This is a genomic window from Streptomyces sp. NPDC058295 (genome assembly GCF_042880655.1).
Taxonomy (GTDB): domain Bacteria; phylum Actinomycetota; class Actinomycetes; order Streptomycetales; family Streptomycetaceae; genus Streptomyces; species Streptomyces coriariae.
The window spans coordinates 46,305-64,788 of sequence record NZ_JBHVYO010000006.1; the positions used below are offsets into that span (position 1 = coordinate 46,305).

At 72.9% G+C, this 18,484-nt stretch carries 17 protein-coding genes; 8 read left to right on the top strand and 9 right to left on the bottom strand.

Annotated features, from left to right (window positions below):
- Positions 1–80: 80 nt before the first annotated feature.
- Complete coding sequence (locus ACFVYS_RS08365; protein ID WP_389500001.1) at positions 81–776, bottom strand: response regulator; 696 nt, start codon at positions 774–776, stop codon at positions 81–83.
- A complete protein-coding gene (locus ACFVYS_RS08370) occupies positions 773–2,164 on the bottom strand; it encodes a sensor histidine kinase (protein ID WP_389500003.1) in 1,392 nt (463 codons plus the stop codon). Before ACFVYS_RS08370 ends, ACFVYS_RS08365 begins: the two co-directional genes overlap by 4 nt.
- A gap of 240 nt (positions 2,165–2,404) precedes the next feature.
- Between ACFVYS_RS08370 and ACFVYS_RS08375 the strand changes: the two genes are divergently transcribed.
- Together ACFVYS_RS08375 and ACFVYS_RS08380 are read left to right on the top strand one after the other, a co-directional pair.
- Entirely contained in the window at positions 2,405–3,091 is a 687-nt protein-coding gene (locus ACFVYS_RS08375; RefSeq protein ID WP_389500321.1) for an ABC transporter ATP-binding protein, read from the top strand.
- Entirely contained in the window at positions 3,088–5,472 is a 2,385-nt protein-coding gene (locus ACFVYS_RS08380) for an FtsX-like permease family protein (protein WP_389500005.1), read from the top strand. The genes ACFVYS_RS08375 and ACFVYS_RS08380 overlap by 4 nt, the downstream gene beginning before the upstream one ends.
- 6 nt (positions 5,473–5,478) lie before the next feature.
- Here ACFVYS_RS08380 and ACFVYS_RS08385 read toward each other — a convergent pair whose 3' ends face one another.
- Together ACFVYS_RS08385 and ACFVYS_RS08390 are read right to left on the bottom strand one after the other, a co-directional pair.
- Positions 5,479–6,570 (bottom strand): acyltransferase family protein, encoded by a 1,092-nt coding sequence (locus tag ACFVYS_RS08385; protein ID WP_389500007.1) that lies wholly within the window; start codon positions 6,568–6,570, stop codon positions 5,479–5,481.
- Between the two features lie 316 nt (positions 6,571–6,886).
- The gene (locus tag ACFVYS_RS08390; RefSeq protein WP_389500009.1) at positions 6,887–7,285 is read right to left on the bottom strand and encodes a BlaI/MecI/CopY family transcriptional regulator; all 399 of its coding nucleotides are present in this window, start codon (positions 7,283–7,285) and stop codon (positions 6,887–6,889) included.
- 127 nt (positions 7,286–7,412) lie between these two features.
- Between ACFVYS_RS08390 and ACFVYS_RS08395 the strand changes: the two genes are divergently transcribed.
- The gene (locus ACFVYS_RS08395; RefSeq protein ID WP_389500011.1) at positions 7,413–7,925 is read left to right on the top strand and encodes a DUF4396 domain-containing protein; all 513 of its coding nucleotides are present in this window, start codon (positions 7,413–7,415) and stop codon (positions 7,923–7,925) included.
- A 52-nt stretch (positions 7,926–7,977) separates the two neighbouring features.
- On the opposite strand, the gene ACFVYS_RS08400 is transcribed toward ACFVYS_RS08395, so the two are convergent.
- Positions 7,978–8,475, bottom strand: coding sequence for a hypothetical protein (locus ACFVYS_RS08400; RefSeq protein ID WP_389500012.1), 498 nt, complete (start codon positions 8,473–8,475; stop codon positions 7,978–7,980).
- Between the two features lie 147 nt (positions 8,476–8,622).
- Between ACFVYS_RS08400 and ACFVYS_RS08405 the strand changes: the two genes are divergently transcribed.
- Positions 8,623–9,057, top strand: coding sequence for a MarR family winged helix-turn-helix transcriptional regulator (locus tag ACFVYS_RS08405; RefSeq protein ID WP_389500323.1), 435 nt, complete (start codon positions 8,623–8,625; stop codon positions 9,055–9,057).
- A 105-nt stretch (positions 9,058–9,162) separates the two neighbouring features.
- Here ACFVYS_RS08405 and ACFVYS_RS08410 read toward each other — a convergent pair whose 3' ends face one another.
- On the bottom strand, positions 9,163–10,365 hold the full coding sequence (locus ACFVYS_RS08410) for an MFS transporter (protein ID WP_389500014.1): 1,203 nt from the start codon (positions 10,363–10,365) through the stop codon (positions 9,163–9,165).
- A 135-nt stretch (positions 10,366–10,500) separates the two neighbouring features.
- Between ACFVYS_RS08410 and ACFVYS_RS08415 the strand changes: the two genes are divergently transcribed.
- From ACFVYS_RS08415 to ACFVYS_RS08425, 3 genes are all read left to right on the top strand, one after another.
- Positions 10,501–11,472 carry an ArsR/SmtB family transcription factor gene (locus ACFVYS_RS08415; RefSeq protein WP_389500016.1) on the top strand — a complete coding sequence of 324 codons (972 nt, stop codon included), beginning with the start codon at positions 10,501–10,503 and terminating at the stop codon, positions 11,470–11,472.
- A gap of 83 nt (positions 11,473–11,555) precedes the next feature.
- Entirely contained in the window at positions 11,556–12,059 is a 504-nt protein-coding gene (locus ACFVYS_RS08420; protein ID WP_389500018.1) for a glutathione peroxidase, read from the top strand.
- A gap of 114 nt (positions 12,060–12,173) precedes the next feature.
- Positions 12,174–13,046: a MerR family transcriptional regulator gene (locus ACFVYS_RS08425; RefSeq protein WP_389500324.1), complete on the top strand. Its 873-nt coding sequence runs from the start codon at positions 12,174–12,176 to the stop codon at positions 13,044–13,046.
- Positions 13,047–13,226: 180 nt separating this feature from the next.
- Here the strand turns inward: ACFVYS_RS08425 and ACFVYS_RS08430 are convergent, their stop codons facing one another.
- The 3 genes from ACFVYS_RS08430 to ACFVYS_RS08440 form a co-directional block, all read right to left on the bottom strand.
- Positions 13,227–13,418 (bottom strand): DUF397 domain-containing protein, encoded by a 192-nt coding sequence (locus tag ACFVYS_RS08430; protein ID WP_020131958.1) that lies wholly within the window; start codon positions 13,416–13,418, stop codon positions 13,227–13,229.
- A 211-nt stretch (positions 13,419–13,629) separates the two neighbouring features.
- A complete protein-coding gene (locus ACFVYS_RS08435; protein WP_028807189.1) occupies positions 13,630–14,499 on the bottom strand; it encodes a helix-turn-helix transcriptional regulator in 870 nt (289 codons plus the stop codon).
- A gap of 299 nt (positions 14,500–14,798) precedes the next feature.
- Positions 14,799–15,554 (bottom strand): GPP34 family phosphoprotein, encoded by a 756-nt coding sequence (locus ACFVYS_RS08440; RefSeq protein WP_351763262.1) that lies wholly within the window; start codon positions 15,552–15,554, stop codon positions 14,799–14,801.
- 427 nt (positions 15,555–15,981) lie between these two features.
- Here ACFVYS_RS08440 and ACFVYS_RS08445 point away from each other — a divergent pair, with 427 nt between their 5' ends.
- Complete coding sequence (locus tag ACFVYS_RS08445; protein WP_389500021.1) at positions 15,982–18,387, top strand: D-alanyl-D-alanine carboxypeptidase; 2,406 nt, start codon at positions 15,982–15,984, stop codon at positions 18,385–18,387.
- Positions 18,388–18,484: the final 97 nt, after the last annotated feature.

Genomic DNA, 18,484 nt, shown 5'->3' on the forward strand with positions numbered 1-18,484 from the left:
AACCCCGCCGGAGGCCGGAGAACACCGGCGAAGGGCCGGCGGAGGGCCGGCGCAGGCCCGGCGGAGCGCGGGCCCGGCAGCTAGAGGTCCGTCCGGGTGCCCGCTCCCGGGGCGATCAGGCCGGTCTCGTAGGCCACGACGACGGCCTGGGCGCGGTCCCGCAGGCGGAGCTTGGCGAGGATCCGGGCCACGTGGGTCTTCACGGTGGCCTCGCTCAGCCGGAAGCGCGCGGCGAGTTCGGCGTTGCTCAGGCCGGTGCCGAGCGAGCGGAGGACCTCGAGTTCGCGGGGGGTGAGCACCGTCAGGTCGCGGTGCAGGGCCACGGAGGCCGCCGTCTCACGGGCGACGAAGCGTTCGACCAGGCGCCGGGTGATGGCCGGCGCGAGCAGCGCGTCACCGGTGCGGGCGAGACGGACGGCGGCGACCAGGTGCTCGGGGGTGACGTCCTTGAGGAGGAAGCCGCTCGCCCCGGCGGTGAGGGCCGCGTACACGTAACGGTCCAGGTCGAAGGTGGTCAGCATGATGACGCGGGGCCGCTCGGGGGATTCGGCGCCGGAGAGGATCCGCCGGGTGGCCTCAAGGCCGTCGGTCCCGGGCATCCGGATGTCCATGAGGACCAGGTCGGGCCGGGTGCGGCGGACCGCGTCGACGGCCTCGTCCCCGTCGGACGCCTCGGCGACGACGTCGATGCCGTCCGCCGCCAGGATCATGCCGAAGCCGGTGCGGACCAGCGCCTGATCGTCGGCGATCACCACGCGCGGCGGCTCTTCGGTCACGCGATCTCCTCCGCGGGTATGACGGCGCGGACCTCGAAGCCGCCGGTGGGGCGTTCGCCCGCGTGGAGGGTGCCGCCGTAGACGGCGAGGCGTTCGCGCAGGCCGGTCAGTCCGCGGCCGCCGCCGGGACCGTCCGGTGCCGCGGACGTGCCGCCGGTGTCGGACACCTCGATGCGCACCGCGCGGGGGACGTGCTCGATGGCGATCCGCACCCGGCTGCCGACGGCATGCCGGACCGTGTTGGTCAGCGCCTCCTGCACCACGCGGTACGCGGCCAGGTCGGCGCCGGCGGCGAGCGGGGCCGGGGTGCCGGTGACGGTCAGCTCGACGGGCACGCCGGTCTCACGGACCCGGTCGGTGAGCGCGGGCACCTGGGCGAGGCCCGGCTGCGGTGCCAGACCGGACCCGGCGGCCGGGTCGGAGGCATCCCCGGCCCGCTCCGCGTCCCCGCCCCCGTCGCCCCCGTCGGTGGCCATGGTGAGCAGGCCCATGACGTGCCGCAGTTCGGCCATCGCCGTACGGCCGCCCGCCTCGACGGCCAGCATCGCCTGGCGGGCCCGGTCGGGCGCGGTGTCCATCACCTTGCGGGCCGCTCCCGCCTGGATCACCATCACGCTCACATTGTGGGTGACGACATCGTGCAGTTCGCGCGCGATCCGGGAACGCTCGCGGTCGACGGCCAGCAGCGTGGCGGCCTCGTGCTCCTCCTCCAGAGCGGTCAGCCGCTGCTTCCAGATGTGGACCGCGTTGGCTCCCAGTCCCACCCCGAGCAGCGCGAGGAACGGCACGAGACCGGGCGCGAACGACGGGAAGTTCTCGTCGCGCAGTACGGCGACCAGGGCGGCGCCTGCCACCAGGCCGGCGAGGGCCCGCGCCCGGTACGGGCTGTACACGGCCGCGCTGTAGGCGGCGACCACACAGGACAGGAACGTGTACAGGGTCGGGTCGCCGCCGCTCAGATGCTCGTTGAACAGCAGGCTCGCGACGATCACCGCCCAGAACGCAGACAGCGGGTACCTGCGACGCACCACCAGGGGCAACGCGGTCAGGGCGGCCAGCACCAGCTGCCAGGGCTGGACGGCCTCGGCGAACCGCGCCACGCCCACTCCCCCGTCCGGGAACGGACCGACGTACGGGACGCCGGGCGCGGGCACCCGCGGCGGCACCGGCACGAGCCCCGGCGGAACCGGCGCGGCGCCGTCGCCCTGCCGGTAGGCGGCGCCCACCGTGCAGGCGGCGAGGACGAAGGCGAGGATCGCGTCGGCCGTCCACATCCACCGGGACGGGCGGGGCAGCGGGCTCCGGCGCAGCAGGGCCGCGGCCCCCGTTCGCCACCGCTCCACGAACTCCGCCCGCACCGTCCCGGCCGCCCCGCCCACCCCGCCCATGCGCACAGTGTGGCAACCCGTGTTGCCTCCCACATCCGTCCCGCTGCGGACGGCGGCGCGGGCGGCCTGCATCCGCCGCGTACATCGCAGGGATGACGTGCCCGGCGGGTCATCCCGGGGCAGCAGCCGGCCTCGCCGTCGCAGGCGACGACCCGGGCCGGGGTCCGCCCCTAGCTTCGGACCGAACCGCCGAACGCCGACCCTGGAGGCACCGTGGCAGCGACCGCGCCCGTCATCGACATGCGGGCTGTGAGCAGGACGTACGGGGAAGGGCCGCCGGCCCTCGCCGACGTGACGCTGAGCGTGGCCGCCGGGGAGGCGCTCGCCGTCCTCGGGCCGTCCGGCAGCGGCAAGTCCACGCTGCTCAACCTGATCGCGGGGCTGGACCGGCCGAGCACGGGCACCGTCACGGTGGACGGGCTGCGGGTGGACGAGCTGAGCGAGGCGGGCTCGGCACGCTACCGGCGTACGAAGGTCGGCATGGTCTTCCAGTTCTTCAATCTGCTGGACGATCTGACGGTCACCGACAACGTGCTGCTGCCCGCCCAGTTGGCGGGGATGCCCCGGGCCGAGGCCCGCGCGCGGGCCGCCGGTCTGCTGGCGGACCTGCGCATCGACCGGCACGCGGACGCCTACCCGGGCAGGTTGTCCGGCGGGGAGCGGCAGCGTGTCGCGGTCGCCCGGGCCCTGATGAACCGTCCGGCCCTGCTGCTGGCCGACGAGCCCACCGGCGCGCTGGACACGGCCTCCGGCGCGGACGTCCGGGAACTGCTCGCCGAACTCAACGCGTCGGGGCAGACGATCGTCCTGGTCACCCACGATCTGAGCCTCGCGGCATCCTGCGCGACCCGGACCGTCGAGCTGGTCGACGGCCGTGTCGTCCGGGACACCAGGAGTGCCGGGGGCGCGGCGGCGGCGGCCCGATGAGCGCCCTCGGCCGGGTGGTGCGCGCCGGGGTCGGGCGCCGGCGGGTGCAGACCGCCGTGATGATCATGACGACGCTCATGGCCGTCACCGCGTCGTTTCTCGCCGCCGGGCTGCTCGTCGCGTCCCAGGCGCCTTTCGACCACGCCTTCGCCCAGCAGCGCGGCGCCCATCTGACCGCGCGGTTCGACGGCGCGAAGGTGACGGCGGCGGACCTCACGGCGACCGCCCGCGCGAAGGGCGTGAGCGCCGCGGCCGGGCCCTTCCGGACCGTCGCGGCACGCGCGCGTACCGCCTCGTCCTCGGACATCCTCCCGGAAGGTGTCGATCTGCCGCCGGTGACCGTCGCCGGCCGGGCGGACGCCGGGGGCGGTGTCGACCGGGTCGACCTCGTGTCCGGCACCTGGCTCACCGGCCCCGGCCAGATCGTGGTGGCCAGGGGCATGCTGCCCGTCGAACCGGGCGCGCGGCTGACGTTCCCCGACGCGCCGGGCAGCCCCACGCTGACCGTGGTCGGGGTCGCCCGGTCGGTGACCGGCACCGCGGACGCCTGGGTGACTCCCGCGCGAGCCGCGTCGCTGGCCGCGCCGGGCAGCGCGCCCACGTACGAGATGCTCTACCGCCTCGCGCGCGCGGGGACGGACGCCCAGGTGGCCGCCGGCCGGGCCGCGATCACCGCGGCGGCGCCGAAGGGCGCGCTGACCGGGTCACAGTCCTATCTGACGGTCAAGCAGGAGAAAACCGCCAACGCGATGGCGTTCGTGCCGTTCCTGGCCGCCTTCGGTGTCCTCGGGCTGCTCCTGTCGGTCCTGGTCATCGGCATCGTCGTGAGCGGCGCGGTGGGGGCCGCGACCCGGCGCATCGGCATCCTCAAGTCCCTCGGCTTCACCCCCGCGCAGGTCGTACGGGCCTACGTCGGGCAGGCGCTGGTCCCCGCGGCCGTCGGCTGTGTCCTGGGGCTGGTGGCGGGCCATCTGCTGGCCGTCCCCGTGCTCGCCGAGGTCGGCGAGGCCTTCGACGGTCCGTCGGCGTCGATCCCGCTGTGGATCGACGTCGCCGTGCCCGCCGCGGCCCTCGCCCTGGTCGCCTGTGCCGCTCTGGTGCCCGCGCTGCGCGCCGGACGGCTGCGCACCGTGGCGGCGATCAGCACCGGCCGTACGCCCGGCACCGGCCGGGGGCGCCTGGCACGGCGGCTCACGGGACGGCTGGCGGTGCCGCGGGCGGTCGGTCTCGGGCTGGCGGGCCCCTTCGCCCGGCCGGCGCGTTCGGCGACGATGGCCGCCGCGGTGGTCTTCGGCGCCGCCGCCGTCACCTTCGGGGTCGGGCTCGCCCTCACGCTCGGGGCCGTCCAGTCGGGCCGCATGCTGAACTCGGGCGGGTCGGTCGTCGTCGGGACGGGCGGCGGGCAGGCGCCGCCCGGCGCGCAGGCGGTGCACGTGGGCGGCGGGCCCGAAGAGCCGAAGGCCGACCCGGCCGAGATTGCCGCCGCGCTCCGCGCCCAGCAGGGGACCGGCCGCTTCTACGGCACGACCCAGGCGGAGGTGAGCGCGTCCGGCGTCACCGGCGCCACCACGGTGGTGGCGTACCAGGGCGACGCGTCCTGGGCCGGCCCCCCGATGGTCTCGGGCGACTGGCTGGACGGGCCGGGCCAGGCCGTGGTCACCACGCGGTTCCTGAAGGCCGCCGGAATCCGGGTCGGCGACACGGTGACACTGGCGGAGCAGGGGCGGCACGTCCCGGTACGGATCGTCGGCGAGGCGTTCTTCACCGAGGGCGAGGGGATGGAGCTCCTGACCCCGACCTCGACCCTCACCGCGCTCGGGCTCGACGCGACACCGGGCCGGTACGACGTGGAGACGAAACCGGACACGGATCCGGCGCGCTACCTGGCCGCGCTCAACGACAGGCTCGACCCGCTCGGTGCCGTCGCCCAGGCGAACACCTCCGACGACTCCAGCGTGATCGCCGCCATGGACGCGCTGATCGGGACGCTCACCCTCATGCTCGTCGTGGTCGCCGGCCTGGGCGTGCTCAACACGGTCGTCCTCGACACCCGCGACCGGGTCCACGACCTCGGCGTTCTGAAGGCCCTGGGCATGGCCCCGCGCCAGACCCTGAGCATGGTCGTCACCTCGGTCGCCTGCGTCGGCCTGCCGGCCGGCGCGCTGGCGGTCCCGGTCGGCGTGGCCCTGCACCACTACGTCACGCCGCTCATGGGCGACGCCGTCGGCATGACCCTGCCGCCCTCGCACATCGCCGTCTACGACGCGCCCGGGCTGGCCCTGCTCGCCCTGGGCGGGCTGGTCATCGCGGTGGCGGGTGCCCTGCTCCCGGCGGGCTGGGCCGCCAGGACGACCACCGCCACCGCCCTGCGCACCGAGTGATCCCGCCTACGCCGCCGCGCGTCCGCCCTCGCCGCTCCGCCTGAACGCCCACTCCGCCCTCGGCTCCACCACGCACCGGAAGACCCGCCGGACGGGGGAGGTGCACAGCAGGGTCACGGTCAGCGCGGCGACGAGGGTGACGGCGAGGGCGCCGAGCGGCTGGTGGATCCAGGGGTGGTCGTACCAGTGGGCGGGGCCGGCGGCCTGCTTGACGAAGCCGTGCAGGAGATAGCCGTAGAGCGTGGCCGCGCCCAGGGCGGTGAACCAGGTGGGGCGTCCCGGCACCCAGGCCAGGAAGCAGGCCACCAGGACGAGGGAACAGCCGAAGGTGGCCAGGGTCATCACGGGGCCGTACCAGGCGGGCGCCCCCAGCTGTACGGCGCTGTCGTTGTGGAAGAACCAGGGGTAGACGCCGCGTGGGGCCGCCCAGTACGCCACGGCCAGGGCGGCCGCGAAGACCGGCACCGCGGCGACGCGTACCGCGCGGCGGCGCACCAGCCGGAAGTGCTCCGGCTTCAGCAGCAGGCCCAGGACGAAGTAGGGCAGGAACTGGAGGACCCGCTGGAGGTCGAGGTCCTTGCCGATGGCGGGCGAGAGGATCGCGAGCATCGCGACGGCCAGCGCGAGCGCCAGCGGCCGGCGTACGAGCCGCCAGACCGGCACGGTCAGCCGCCAGACGAACAGCGCGGCCAGGAACCAGGTCAGGTAGAGGGGGTCCAGCAGGCTGATGTCGCGGTCCGGGGCGCCGTCGGTCCACCTGGTGACGAGGGTGTACGCCACCTCGAACACCACGTACGGCACGGCCACGCCGGTGATCAGGCGCTTGACGCGCCGCGGGCTGCCGTCGAAGCCGCGGGAGAAGTGGCCGGAGATGACGATGAACGCCGGCATGTGGAAGGCGTACACGAGCGTGTAGAACGCGGTGACCGTGCGGCTGCCCTCGCGCAGGGGTTCCCAGGCGTGGCCCACGGCGACCAGCAGGATCGCCAGGTACTTGGCGTTGTCGAAGAAGGCGTCCCGCTGCTTCGCGGGCGCGGCCCGTGGGGACCCTGCGGGTGTCGGCACGGCGGGCGTCCGCTCCGCGGGTGTCGGCTCCACGGGTGTCGGCTGGGCCTGTGGAGGCTCGGCCGGTGGCGGCGCCGCCTGTGCCGGCTCGGTGCCGCTCGTCGCGGGCAGTGTGGCCTGCCCGATGCCCTCCTGGCGCAACCCGGACAGACCAGAACACCTCTCACACGACCGTGCTCCCTGCCCAGGACCCGCCGGGGGGACGCTCCGACACCATTACCCGGGCCCTGCTTACCGGCTTTCGGCCGGATAAACCTCCCGACGCGGCCGAACGGTCACAGGCGCGTCGCGGCGTACGGATGCAGATGCTGTTCGGCCGGCCGCGCGCTGAGCGGCAGCAGCTGAGACGTCAGCCTTCCTCCTCTTCCTCTTCGTCGCGGGGCCGGTCCAGGAGTTCGCGCAGCAGCCGTTCGTCGTCGGGGCCGAGGCCGTTGACGAAACTGGCCAGCACGGCCTCGCGGTCCCGCTCGGCGTCCAGCACCCTGCGCATGCGGTGGGCGGCGAGACCCGCCTCGTCGGACGCGGGCAGCCAGGCGAAGGACCGCCCGCCGCGCTCGCGGGTGACCGCGCCCTTGGCGAGCAGCCGGGTGAGGATCGTGATCACCGTCGTATAGGCGAGACCGCCGCCCAGGCGTTCCTGCACCCACCCGGCGGTGGCCGGACCGTCCGCCTCCCGCAGCACCGACAGGACCAACGCCTCCAGCTCGCCCTGTCCGCGCCGCCGGGGACGCTGCCGGTGATCCGTCACGCCCCGTCTCCTCTCCGCCGCCGTCCGTTTCCCGGTCGGACATCGTATAGACGCCGCCCGCCGCACCCGCTCCTCGTCGCCCGAGTGGACCCTTGCTCCCCATACCCCTAGGGGGTATACAGGAGGCATGGACCACGACCAGCACCACCCTCCGCACGGCGACCGGCACCACGATCACGCCTCCCCGGCGGCGAAGCACGGGAGCGTCTCCTGGTCCATGGCGATGAAGGCGACCCTGCACTGCCTCACCGGGTGCGCCATCGGCGAGATCCTCGGGATGGTCATCGGTACCGCCCTCGGCTGGGGCAATGTGCCGACCATGGTCGTCGCGATCGCCCTCGCGTTCCTGTTCGGCTACTCCTTCACCCTGTTCGCGGTGCGCCGGGCCGGCCTGGGCCTCAGGGCCGCGGTCAAGGTGGCGCTGGCCGCCGACACCGTGTCGATCGCCGTGATGGAACTGGTCGACAACGCCGTCGTCGCCCTCACCCCGGGCGCGATGGAGGCCCAGTTGTCGGACGGGCTGTTCTGGGCGGCCCTCCTGGGCGGCTTCGTGATCGCCTTCCTGATCACCACGCCCGTGAACAAGTGGATGATCGGCCGCGGCAAGGGCCACGCCGTCGCCCACGCCCAGCACGCCTGAGGCTCCTCGCCGCCTGCCCTCCCGCCCCCCCTCGCCCCTCCCCCGGCTTCGCTCACAGCCGGCCGAAGGCCACCCCGCGCCAGATCCAACCCGCCGCCAGCACCGCCTCCCGCAGCGGATCCTTCATCTCCGCCGGGTCGAAGCGGTACATCTCCTGGAGGCGCCGGCGGCCGTCGGGACCACGCTCGACCGCCCATTGGCGGGAGACCGCGGTCACCTGGCCGCGGCCGAACTCCCGCGCCACGGCCAGCCGGGGAGGGTTGCCCACCCACGTGACCTCACGCAACTCGTCGACGCTGCGCACCTCGTGGGTCCCCGGCAGCAGACGCATCCGTGTCTTGAGCGTCTGCCGCATGCGTACCTGGACGAAGTACGAGTGCCAGGAGGGCTCCCTGACCCGCCACTCCGCCACCAGATCGGCACGTTCCTCGGGCAGCGCGTTGCGTACCCCGTACGCAACCTCCGGGCCGTTGACGGTGAACAGCGCGGCCCGGACCTCCTCGGCGGAGCGCGGCATGAGACCGCTCTCGGGGTACCTGGTTCCGGTCAATCTGTCGAAGAAGCCCATCCGATCAACCTAGGGCAAGGGCGGGTACGACCGTCCGGGCCGCCCGGACATCTCGTCCGGCCGAGGGTCGAACCGTCCCCACGCCCGCCGCTAGTCTTTCCCCTCATGGGGAAAACCGCAGGTGGGCAGATGGCGGTCGTGGCCGCGTTGGTGCGGTCGGCGTTCCTCGTGAACGCCGTGTACGCCGAGTCGAGCCGCGCCCACGGCATCACACCGCAGCAGGGCCAACTGCTGTGCGTGCTGATGCCACAGCCGTACGGCATGAGCGAACTCGGCGAGATGCTCGGGCTCGCCAAGTCCAGCCTGACGGGGCTGGTGGACCGGACGGTCCAGCGCGGACTTCTCCGGCGCGAGCCGGATCCGCGGGACGGGCGAGCCGTCCGCGTCGGACTCACCGAGGAAGGCCACCGGCTGGCGCAAGGGTTCTACGACGAGACGTGCCGCCGCCTCGAGAACCTGCCCTCGGGGCTGAACACCAGCGAACGCGACCGGCTCGCCGCGCTGCTCGCCCGCGTCGTCGTCGACAACAAGGTGCCCGAGGTCTTCACCGACCCCGACGCCTGAACCCGGTCCGGCCCCGACGCCCCGGTCCGACCCTGACCCGCTCCCGGTCGGCCCCCGACCAGACTCCGGCCCGACCCCGACCCGACCCCACGGCTATCCTTCCGGTCACCCACTCACCCGACCCAAGTCGTGCGCCTCGCGCTTCGCGTCGGCTCGTCCGGCGACCTGCAAGGCCAGGGTCACCGTGATCGACGTCAGTGCCATCACCGTCATCGCCGTTGCGGGCGATGTGAGTTGGGCGACCCCTCCGGCCAGCGCGGCGCTGACGCCCTGCATCGTGAGCATTCCTGCCGAGTGCAACCCCAGTGCGTGGCCGCTGAGTTCGGGCGGGGTGAGGGCCATCAGCCGCTCCTGCTGGACCAGGCTCGCGCCGAAGCCGACGGAGGCGAGGGCGGCGCAGGCCGCGGCGAGCGGAAGGGCGGGGTGCAGGGCGAAGAAGGCGTAGGGGGTGGCCAGCAGCAGCAGGAGGGGAGTGGCCAGGCGGGGCCGCAGGGCCGGCGGGACGAGGCGGCCCACGGTCACGTCACCGACCAGCATGCCCAGCGCGCCGCACGCGAACAACGTGCCCGCCGCGTCGGGGTCGTAGGACACGAAGAGCGCCTCGCAGCCGACGACCAGCCCGTTGGGGAGCCACAGGCCCAGATAGGTGAGGCGGCGGGGTCGGGAGGACCACAGCACGGCGTTCGTGCGCCGGGTCGCCGCGACCGAGGGACGGCCGGAGGCGCGGGGCGGGCGGACGGTCAGGCCGAGGCGGGTGACCACGGCGGCGGTCGCGTGGAGCAGGGCGGCGAGCAGCAGGACCGGACGCGGGGAGAGCACGGTCACGAGTGCGCCACCGGCGGCGAAGCCGATGATCTGCATCAGTCCGCTCAGCATGTTGAAGAGCGAACGCCCGGGGAGATAACCGTCCTTGGTGAGGATCTCGTTCAGCAGGCCCCAGCGGACGCCCCCGCCGAGCGAGGCGACCAGCCCCTGGAGGAGCACGACCGCGAAGACACCCCACACCGGCAGTCCGGGCAGCGCCAGGACGGCCGTCGCGGCGGCGAAGGCGAGGGAGAGTCCGGTCAGCGCCGACCTCGGGGGCAGCCGGTCGGCGCCCGAGAGGAAGAAGGTCGCGCCCAGCACCTGCGCGAGCGACGGGCCGAACATGCTCACCGCCGACAGCAGCGGGGAGTCGGTGGCCCGGTAGACGAGCGTGCCGAGGGCGAGCCCGCTCACCGTCCCGGCGGCGGTCTGGGCGGCGGCGGAGAGGAAGAGGGGCGTGAACTCGGGGGTGCGGAAGAGCTGTCGGTATGTGTGGCCGGTCATGGGCGGAGTCTGCGACGGGCCGTAGAGGGATGGTTATTGTTTCGCGGGACCGCGAAACTTCACCAGCCGCACGGGCGCGGGAGTCGTCAGTCGCACGGGCGCGGGATTACGGGCACGGGATGGGGGCGCAGGGGCATGGGCTGGTGGCAGGTGAACGCGGACACGCTGGCGCGCAGCCGGTTCGTGCTCTCGCCGCTCGCCGAGACCTTCGCGAGCCTGAAGCTGCTGCACGCGGGCGTGGGGACGCATCCCGGCGAGCGCGACTGGCTGCGCGACCACCTCCCCGGCTACCGCACTGTCCTGGCGGCCGACCCGGTGACCGCGCGGCTGGTGCGGGCCGGGCTGGGGCGGAGCTGGGTCGCCGACTTCCTCACGCCCACGCCGAGGGACGGCGAGAGCTTCGAGGAGGGCGTCGCCCGGGTACGGTCGGCCGATCCGGGGGAGGCCCGCGCCCATCTGCGGATGTCCCTGGGCGGCCCGCTTCCCGCCGCCCTGGACCGGGACGATCTGCCGGACCGGGCGGCCGGGCTGCTGGAGTACGTGTGGGAGGCGGGCGTACGACCGCACTGGGAGCGGCGGCGGCGCGTCCTTGAGGCCGATGTCGTCGCGCGGACGGTGCAGGTCAGCCGGGGTGGCTGGGCCGCCGTGCTGGACTCGTTGCGGCCGGGGACGCGGTGGCTCGGCGGAAGTCGGTTTCAGGTCAACCCGCACGAGTACCCGCCCCGCGAGATCTCCGGCGCCGAGCTGGTGTTCGTGCCGGTCACCCCGAAGACGGGGTGGGTGTCGTGGGACGAGCGGGAGCGGTACGCCGTCGTCTATCCCTGCACGGGAGCGCTCGCCGAGGACCAGCGGGACCGGGCCCGTGCCGTACCGGCCGCCTTGGGCGCCCTGCTGGGGCCCGGCCGGGCCGCGGTGCTCGTCCTCCTCGCCGGCCCCCTGAGCACCACCCAGCTGGTCGCCCTGACCGGCCAGGGCCTCGGCTCGGTCGGCCGCCATCTGCGGGTGCTGCTGGAGGCCGGGCTGGTGGAGCGGCGGCGGGCGGGGCGGTCGGTGCTGTATTCGCGGACCGCGGCGGGCGAGGTCCTGGTCCGGGCCGGCGCGGGGTAGGTCCTGGCCGTCCCGGCCGGAACCGGAAGCGGGGGATGGCCCCGGAAGGGGCGGGTTCACCGCCCGGGGCTAGCATCCGGAGCATGACTACTGATGCCGGTGCCTCTCCCCTCGACCTCTCGATCGATGCCCTCAAGGGCGGATCCGCGGAACTCTCCCAGTACGCGGGCAAGGCCGTGCTCGTGGTGAACGTGGCCTCCAAGTGCGGTCTGACCCCGCAGTACACGGGCCTGGAGAAGCTCCAGGAGCGCTATGCCGCCCAGGGCTTCACCGTGCTCGGCGTGCCCTGCAACCAGTTCCTCGGGCAGGAGCCCGGCACCGCCGAGGAGATCGCCGAGTTCTGCTCGGCCACCTACGGCGTGTCCTTCCCGCTGACCGAGAAGGTCGAGGTCAACGGCGCGGAGCGGCACCCGCTGTACGAGCGGCTCGTCGGGTTCGCGGACGCCGAGGGCCACGACGGCGACATCCGCTGGAACTTCGAGAAGTTCCTGATCGGGCGGGACGGGTCCGTCGTCGCCCGTTTCTCCCCGCAGACCGAGCCCGAGGCCGCCGAGGTCGTCGCGGCCATCGAGGGCCAGCTGGGCTAGGCGGTTCCCGACCGAGGGGATCGTCCGGCTTGACCTTGCCCCTGGGGCAGGGCGGAGCCTCCTCGTCGCCGGGCGCCAAGGCCGCCCGGCGACGGAGGACGACGGGGGTGCGTGGTGGACATCGGGGATGACGGCGCGCTGCTCACGATCGGCGCGTTCGCCGCGCGGGCCCGGCTCTCGGCCAAGGCGCTGCGGCTGTACGACCGGCTCGGGCTGCTCGCCCCTGCGCACATCGACGAGGCCAGCGGCTACCGCTACTACCGGGCCGGCCAGGTGGAACGCGCCCGGCTGGTGGCCATGCTGCGTCAGCTGGACATGCCGCTCGCGCGGATCGCCGAGCTGGTGGAGACCGCTGACGGGCCCGCGTCCGGGGAGCTGCTCGCCGCCTACTGGGGCGATGTCGAGGCCCGGTTCGCCGCCCAGCGCACCCTCGCCGCCTACCTCCGTGCACGGCTGTCGGGGAGGAGCTCCGAGATGTACGAGAAGTTCGAGGTCCGGTTGGTCGACGTGCCCGAGCGGGTGATCGTCACCGAGTCACGCCATACGCTCGCGGACGAGCTGCCCCTGTGGATCCCCGCCTCGCTGGGGCGGCTGGAGGAGGCGGCCGGGGAGTGCGGGGGTGTGGTCGCGGCGCCGTACGTCGTCTACTACTCCGCGGTGTCCATGGAGAGCGACGGGCCGGTCGAGTCCTGTGTGCCGGTCGCCGACGAGGCCGGGGCCCGGGCCTGGGCGGCCGCCGCGCAGGGCCGGGGCCGGCAGTTCCGGGCGCGGGTGGAGCCCGCCCACCGGCTCGCGTACACGAGGATCACCAAGGCGCAGGTGGCGCACCCGCAGATCCTCGCCCCGTACGAGGCGGTGGAGGCGTGGATGAAGCGGGAGGGCTGGGACTACGACGGTCCCTGCCGGGAGATCTACTTCGCCGACTGGGACGCGGCGGGAGCCGAGGACCCGGTGTGTGACGTGGCGTTCCCGGTGAAGCGGGGCTAGCCCGGGCCGGCGGGCCTGTCGGCGGCCCGGCGCCGGGAATGTGCCGAGCCCCCTCGGCAAGGACGGCGAGCTGGTCGAGGGGGCTCTTGGGTGGTGAAGGTGAAGCCGGTCGTGCAGGTGAAGCCGGTTGTACTGGTGAAGCTGGTCGTGCTGGTGGGGCGGTCTCAGGGGATCGTCCCCTTACGCCTTGACCGATGCCACGAAGGTGTTCCACGCGTCGGCGGGGAAGGCCAGGGTCGGGCCCTCGGTGACCTTGGAGTCACGGACGGCCATGGCCGCACGAAGAGGGGACTTGATCTCGACGCATGCGCCGTTGCCCTGGGAGTAGGAGGACTTGACCCACTCGTTCGCGGCGCCCTGCTGGATTGCCATGTTCGCTCCGGTAGTCAGTTGCTGAGTTGCTGTCACCACGCCGTGCGCAGATCTCCGTCTGCACGGCATGGTTTGCGCCATCGTTGTTGCTTGATGGCGTGATCGACGCTACTCGCCAACATCGTGATGCGGAGCGACTATTCACCCGTCCGGATGGCATATTCCATAGGGACTTCCCTCCGGCCCGGCCGAAGGTGTACCTTGCGGCGCCTCACGGGGCGACCTCCCTGGCGTAGTCCTTCGCCACCTTCGCGATGAACTCCCGTGTCTGGTCGGCGTTCAGGGCCTGCGCCCGCAGGTGCTCGTACATCACGCTGTACTTCTGCACGTCCTGCGGCTTCTCCAGGTACAGGTCGCTGGTGACGCCCTCGATGTAGACCACGCTGGAGTCGGCGGCGTCCGGGAACTCGAGGATCGCGTACTGGCCGCTCACCCCCGGATGCGCGCCCATGGTGAACGGGATCAACTGCACGGTCACGTGCGGCAGCTGGGACATCTCCAGCAGGTAGTCCAGCTGCTCGATCATCACCTGCCGGTTGCCGACCTCGCGGCGCAGCGCCGCCTCGTCCAGGACCGCCCACAGACGCAACGGGTTGTCGGCTGTGGAAATACGTTCCTGTCGGCGCAGGCGCACCTGGATCCGCTTCTCGATGTCCGCCGGCGGGGCCTCCGGCAGCGCGCCCGAGATCAGCGCTTCCGCGTACTGACGGGTCTGGAGCAGCCCGGGCACGACCTGCGGGTCGTACACGCGCAGACTCGCCGCGTCCGTCTCCAGGCCGATGTAGACGCTGTACGGAACATCGCCGAAGGCATGCCACCAGCCCTGCTGGCGGGAGTCCTTGGCCATCTCCATCAGCGAGTCGACCATCCGCTGGTCCTCGACCTCGTACACCCCGCACAGGTCACGGACGTCACGCTGACTGATACTGCGTCGGCCGTTCTCCAGCCGGCTGATCTTCGACTGGGACACCAGCAGGCGCTCGGCGACCTCTTCGGCCGTCATGCCCTTGAGCTCACGGAGCCGACGCAGCTCCTGGCCCAGTCGGCGCCGCCTGACGGTGGGATTGACATTGGACGCCACGGGACGTGCACCTCCGGCTGCGTGTCTGTAACTGACACTTTGCGTATCTGCTGTTGAGCAGACTGCCACCAAGGCACTTTCCACCGCTGGAAAACGGTGGATATGCGGCGGGTACACGCCAGTTCGGGTCCGTTTCCCGACATGCGTCCGCGCGGGGTGGCGGATCGATACGTCCACCACCCCGCGCGGCCGCTGCGGCTCCCGGAACGGGTCCTGTGTCCGACGGGTCCAACTGGCCCTGCGGGTCTTACGTCTTGCGGTTCTCCGGCCCGGCCGGCGCGATGTCGTGGGACTGCGGCTCAGTGAGCCACGACACGCGCCATGGGACCGCGGTGCGGCTGCGCCGGAACGCCACGGGCGGGTTCCGGTGCGGGCCTGGCACCGGGTCCGGCCTGCCGGCCGGGTGGTGCCTGGTTGCGGCGCGGCTGTGCCACCGCTCCGTTCTGGACGTCCATCACGGCGTGCGCCACGAGGCCGCCCATCGGGTCGTGCCTGATCAGATCCCGCAACCGGGAGCGGGACGAACGTCCCTCGTTGCCCGGGTACAGGTGCTTGCCGAGGCCGACCGCGTGCGCCAGTGCGGCGAGCGCCGCGGTCCGCGGGTCCGGCGGTACGCCGGTGCGGATCGCGGAGTCCAGCCGGGCCTTGATCTCCCGGCTGATGTCGGTGTCCGTCGCCTGGTAGCGAGTCGTCGGCAGTACTCCGCACATCTGACCCGCCACGGCATGAACCATGCCGCACCGCTCCAGATGCGAGAGGTAAATCTGGCGTAGCCCGAGACGCGGCCCGCCGATCCAGTGGACGGCCCGTACAGGAGCGCCACGCCTTCGCAGCAACTCCAACGCGCAGTCCAGCGTTGGGTCTCCAGTCGGCCGTGGGGACACCACGGCGATACGATCCCCGTCAGGGGCTATCCGTCCGGCCAGCGCCAGCTCCACTAGCTGTGCTCCGGCCAGACCGAGGTCGAGCGACTGCGGCTGTGCGGTGGTACCCGTGGTCGGGTCCAGCGCCAGCAACAAAAGCTCTTCCGGAATTGTTCTGCGGCTCCTGCCCATCCATGCCTCCCCGCGTGGATGAATGACAGGGTGACCCCTCTCACATTGGTCTGTCGAGGGTGCGTGACCTGTTCGTAGTGGAACCAGTAGGTATGTCGTTCTCGTCTACCGCAGGAGCCAAGCCCTCTACACAGGACACTGGTACATGGTTCGGACATGCGGTGAGGCGTGTTTCGGGCGGGCGGTTCACGGTTCGGCACGAGCGCGCGGTGGGCGTGCGGCACAGGAGGAGGCATCGGTGGCGGGCGAGTCCCCCGACAGGTCGAAGCAGCGCGAGTCGTCGGCAGAACCGACGTCGGGGAGCGCGAGCACGGTTCCCGAGGCGCGTGAGCCTCGCGATTCCCGCGAAGTCCGCGATCCGCGGGTGGCCGTGGCGCGGGAGGCCGAGCCGTCAGCGTCACGGGGCGGCGTGGACACGGCGACACGAGTGTTCTCGGTACGGGACCTGAAGACCGCGGAGTCCGAACAGCCCGAGGCGTCGGCGGAGCCCGAGGAGGGCGAGGAGCCCGCGGGCACGGAGGACGGCGACGAGGCCACGGCGGACTCGTCCGCCGAGGACGCCACGGAGGCCGGGCACACCGAGGAGCCCGAGGACGGGACCGAGGCCGACGACGCCGAGGAGCCCGCAGCGGCGGAAGCCGCAGAGGCCACAGAGCCCACAGAGGCCGAAAACAGCGGTACGGCAGCCAAGACCGGGTCCACCGGGACCGAGGGCGCCGAGAGTGGCCCCGAGGGCGCCCAGGACGGCCCTGAGGGCGCCGAGGCACCCGAGAGCGCGTCCGGGACCGCCGAGGGCGCTTCCGGGGGCAGCGACGAGCGTCTGCGGGAGGCCGTGGCCCAGTGGGTGGCCTCGGCGGACGACAAGGGCTCCGCCGAAGAGCCCGCGACGGACCCGGCGGCCGACGAGGGCGACTCGGACGGGGACGCCTCGGCCGAGACGACCTCGGACAGGACCGCCTCGGGCCGGGACACCGGTGCCGAGGCGGAGGAACGTTCCGCGAGCGACGCCCCGGAAGCCGACGAAACCGACAAAGCCGATAAAGCTGACGAGCCCTCCGGCGCGAAGCCGGACGCCGAGGCCGGAGCCGAGACCGCCTCCACGTCCGCGTCCACGTCCGCGTCCAGGTCCGCCTCCAAGCCCGCGCCGAAGTGGGCGTCGGGCACCGACGAGCAAGCCGTCCGGGACGCCGAGCCCGGTCAGGCCGAGGACGCCGACACCGGCACCGGCACCGGCAAGCCCGACGACTCCCCCGTCGACCAGCCCACAGCCGTCTTCAAGGCGCCCCGGCCGAAGCCCGCCGTCGACCAGCCGACCACCATGCTGAAGCTGGGCGGCGCCACCAAGCCCAAGCCGGACGAGGACGAGGACGAGGCCGAGTCCGAGGCCGCCCCGAAGGCCGACCGGCCGGCCGAGCCCGCGGCCCCTGCCGAGCGGGCCAGCAAGTTCGTCGCGCTCAAGCCGCTCGACGAGCCCCGCCCGCCGAAGGCGGCCGACGTCACCGCCCTGGTCCCGCAGGTCGGCCCCGAGCGCACCACCCAGCAGCCGCTGCCGCCGAGGCCGCCGCTGGACCTGCTGGCGGAGCTGACGAACACCCCGCCGCCCCCGCCGACCCCGCTGCGCACGCTCGGACGGCGGCTCAAGATCTGGACGCCGCTGGTCATCCTGCTGCTGGTCGCGTTTGCGATCGCGCAGGCCGTACGGCCGCTGCCGGAGACCGCGCTGACCCTCACCGCGAAGGACTCGTACACCTTCGAGGGCGGCAAGACACAGCTGCCCTGGCCGGGTGAGGGGCAGGGCTGGATGGACGCCGACGGCGTCGGCACGGTGGGCAGTTTCGGCAAGCAGACGCCGGTGGCCATCGGTTCGGTCGCCAAGACCATGACGGCGTACATCATCCTCAAGGACCACCCGATGAAGGCCGGGGAGGAAGGCCCTGAGATCGAGGTCGACGCGACGGCGGAGAAGGAGGGCGGTTACGACGTCTCCGGCGACGAGTCGACGCTCAACACCGTCAAGGCCGGCGACCGGCTCACCGAGAAGCAGGCCCTGTCGGCCGTCCTGATCCCCTCCGCCAACAACATCGCGCGGCTGCTCGCGCGCTGGGACGCGGGTACGGAGGCGGCGTTCGTGAAGAAGATGAACGCCACCGCCAAGGAACTGGGGATGGCCGACACGACGTACACCGACCCCTCGGGCCTGAAGGAGACCACCGTCTCCACGGCCGAGGACCAGGTGAAGCTGGGCCGCGCGTTCGTGAAGGTCCCGGCCCTGGTCTCCATCTCCAGCGCGGCCAGCTGGACCGACCCGTCCGGCAAGTACTGGAACAACTACAACGAGCTGCCGTACAAGATCGGCGCGATCGGCATCAAGACCGGCAGCACCACCGCGGCCGGCGGCAACCTGCTCTTCGCCTCCCGCAAGACGGTGAACGGGCAGACGGTGACCCTCGTCGGCGCGGTCCTCGGCCAGCACAAGCCGAAGATCCTCGAGACGGTCAACGCGGTCAGCCAGACCGCGCTGCTCGCCGCCCAGGACGCGCTCACCTCGGCGAAGATCCTCAAGAAGGGCGATGTCGTCGGGTACGTGGACGACAAGCTGGGCGGCCACACGCCCGTCGTCATCACCAAGGACGTCTCGGCGGTCGGCTGGGCGGGCATGACGGTGAAGCTGTCCTTCACCGCCGACGACGTGCCGCACACGGCGAAGGCCGGCACCCAGGTGGGCACGCTCACCGTCGGGGACGGCACCAGCAGTGCCGTGAAGGTGCCCGTCGCTCTGCAGACGGACCTGGCCGAGCCGGGCTTCTCGGACAAGCTGACGCGCATCGGCTGACCCGCGACCCCGCTCGTACGCCTGCGTCACCCCGCCGGGCAGCCGCCCGGCGGGGTGCGTGCTAGCGTCACGAAACGGGACAGGTCGCCGGTCGCAA

Bases quoted from the DNA above. Each gene is read 5' to 3' on its own strand.
- ACFVYS_RS08405 (WP_389500323.1), top strand. From the start codon at position 8,623: ATGGCGGTCGTGGCCGCGTTGGTGCGGTCGGCGTTCCTCGTGAACGCC.
- ACFVYS_RS08420 (WP_389500018.1), top strand. From the start codon at position 11,556: ATGACTACTGATGCCGGTGCCTCTCCCCTCGACCTCTCGATCGATGCC.
- ACFVYS_RS08395 (WP_389500011.1), top strand. From the start codon at position 7,413: ATGGACCACGACCAGCACCACCCTCCGCACGGCGACCGGCACCACGAT.
- ACFVYS_RS08375 (WP_389500321.1), top strand. From the start codon at position 2,405: ATGCGGGCTGTGAGCAGGACGTACGGGGAAGGGCCGCCGGCCCTCGCC.
- ACFVYS_RS08410 (WP_389500014.1), bottom strand. From the start codon at position 10,365: ATGACCGGCCACACATACCGACAGCTCTTCCGCACCCCCGAGTTCACG.
- ACFVYS_RS08430 (WP_020131958.1), bottom strand. From the start codon at position 13,418: ATGGCAATCCAGCAGGGCGCCGCGAACGAGTGGGTCAAGTCCTCCTAC.
- ACFVYS_RS08415 (WP_389500016.1), top strand. From the start codon at position 10,501: ATGGGCTGGTGGCAGGTGAACGCGGACACGCTGGCGCGCAGCCGGTTC.
- ACFVYS_RS08380 (WP_389500005.1), top strand. From the start codon at position 3,088: ATGAGCGCCCTCGGCCGGGTGGTGCGCGCCGGGGTCGGGCGCCGGCGG.
- ACFVYS_RS08370 (WP_389500003.1), bottom strand. From the start codon at position 2,164: ATGGGCGGGGTGGGCGGGGCGGCCGGGACGGTGCGGGCGGAGTTCGTG.
- ACFVYS_RS08440 (WP_351763262.1), bottom strand. From the start codon at position 15,554: ATGGGCAGGAGCCGCAGAACAATTCCGGAAGAGCTTTTGTTGCTGGCG.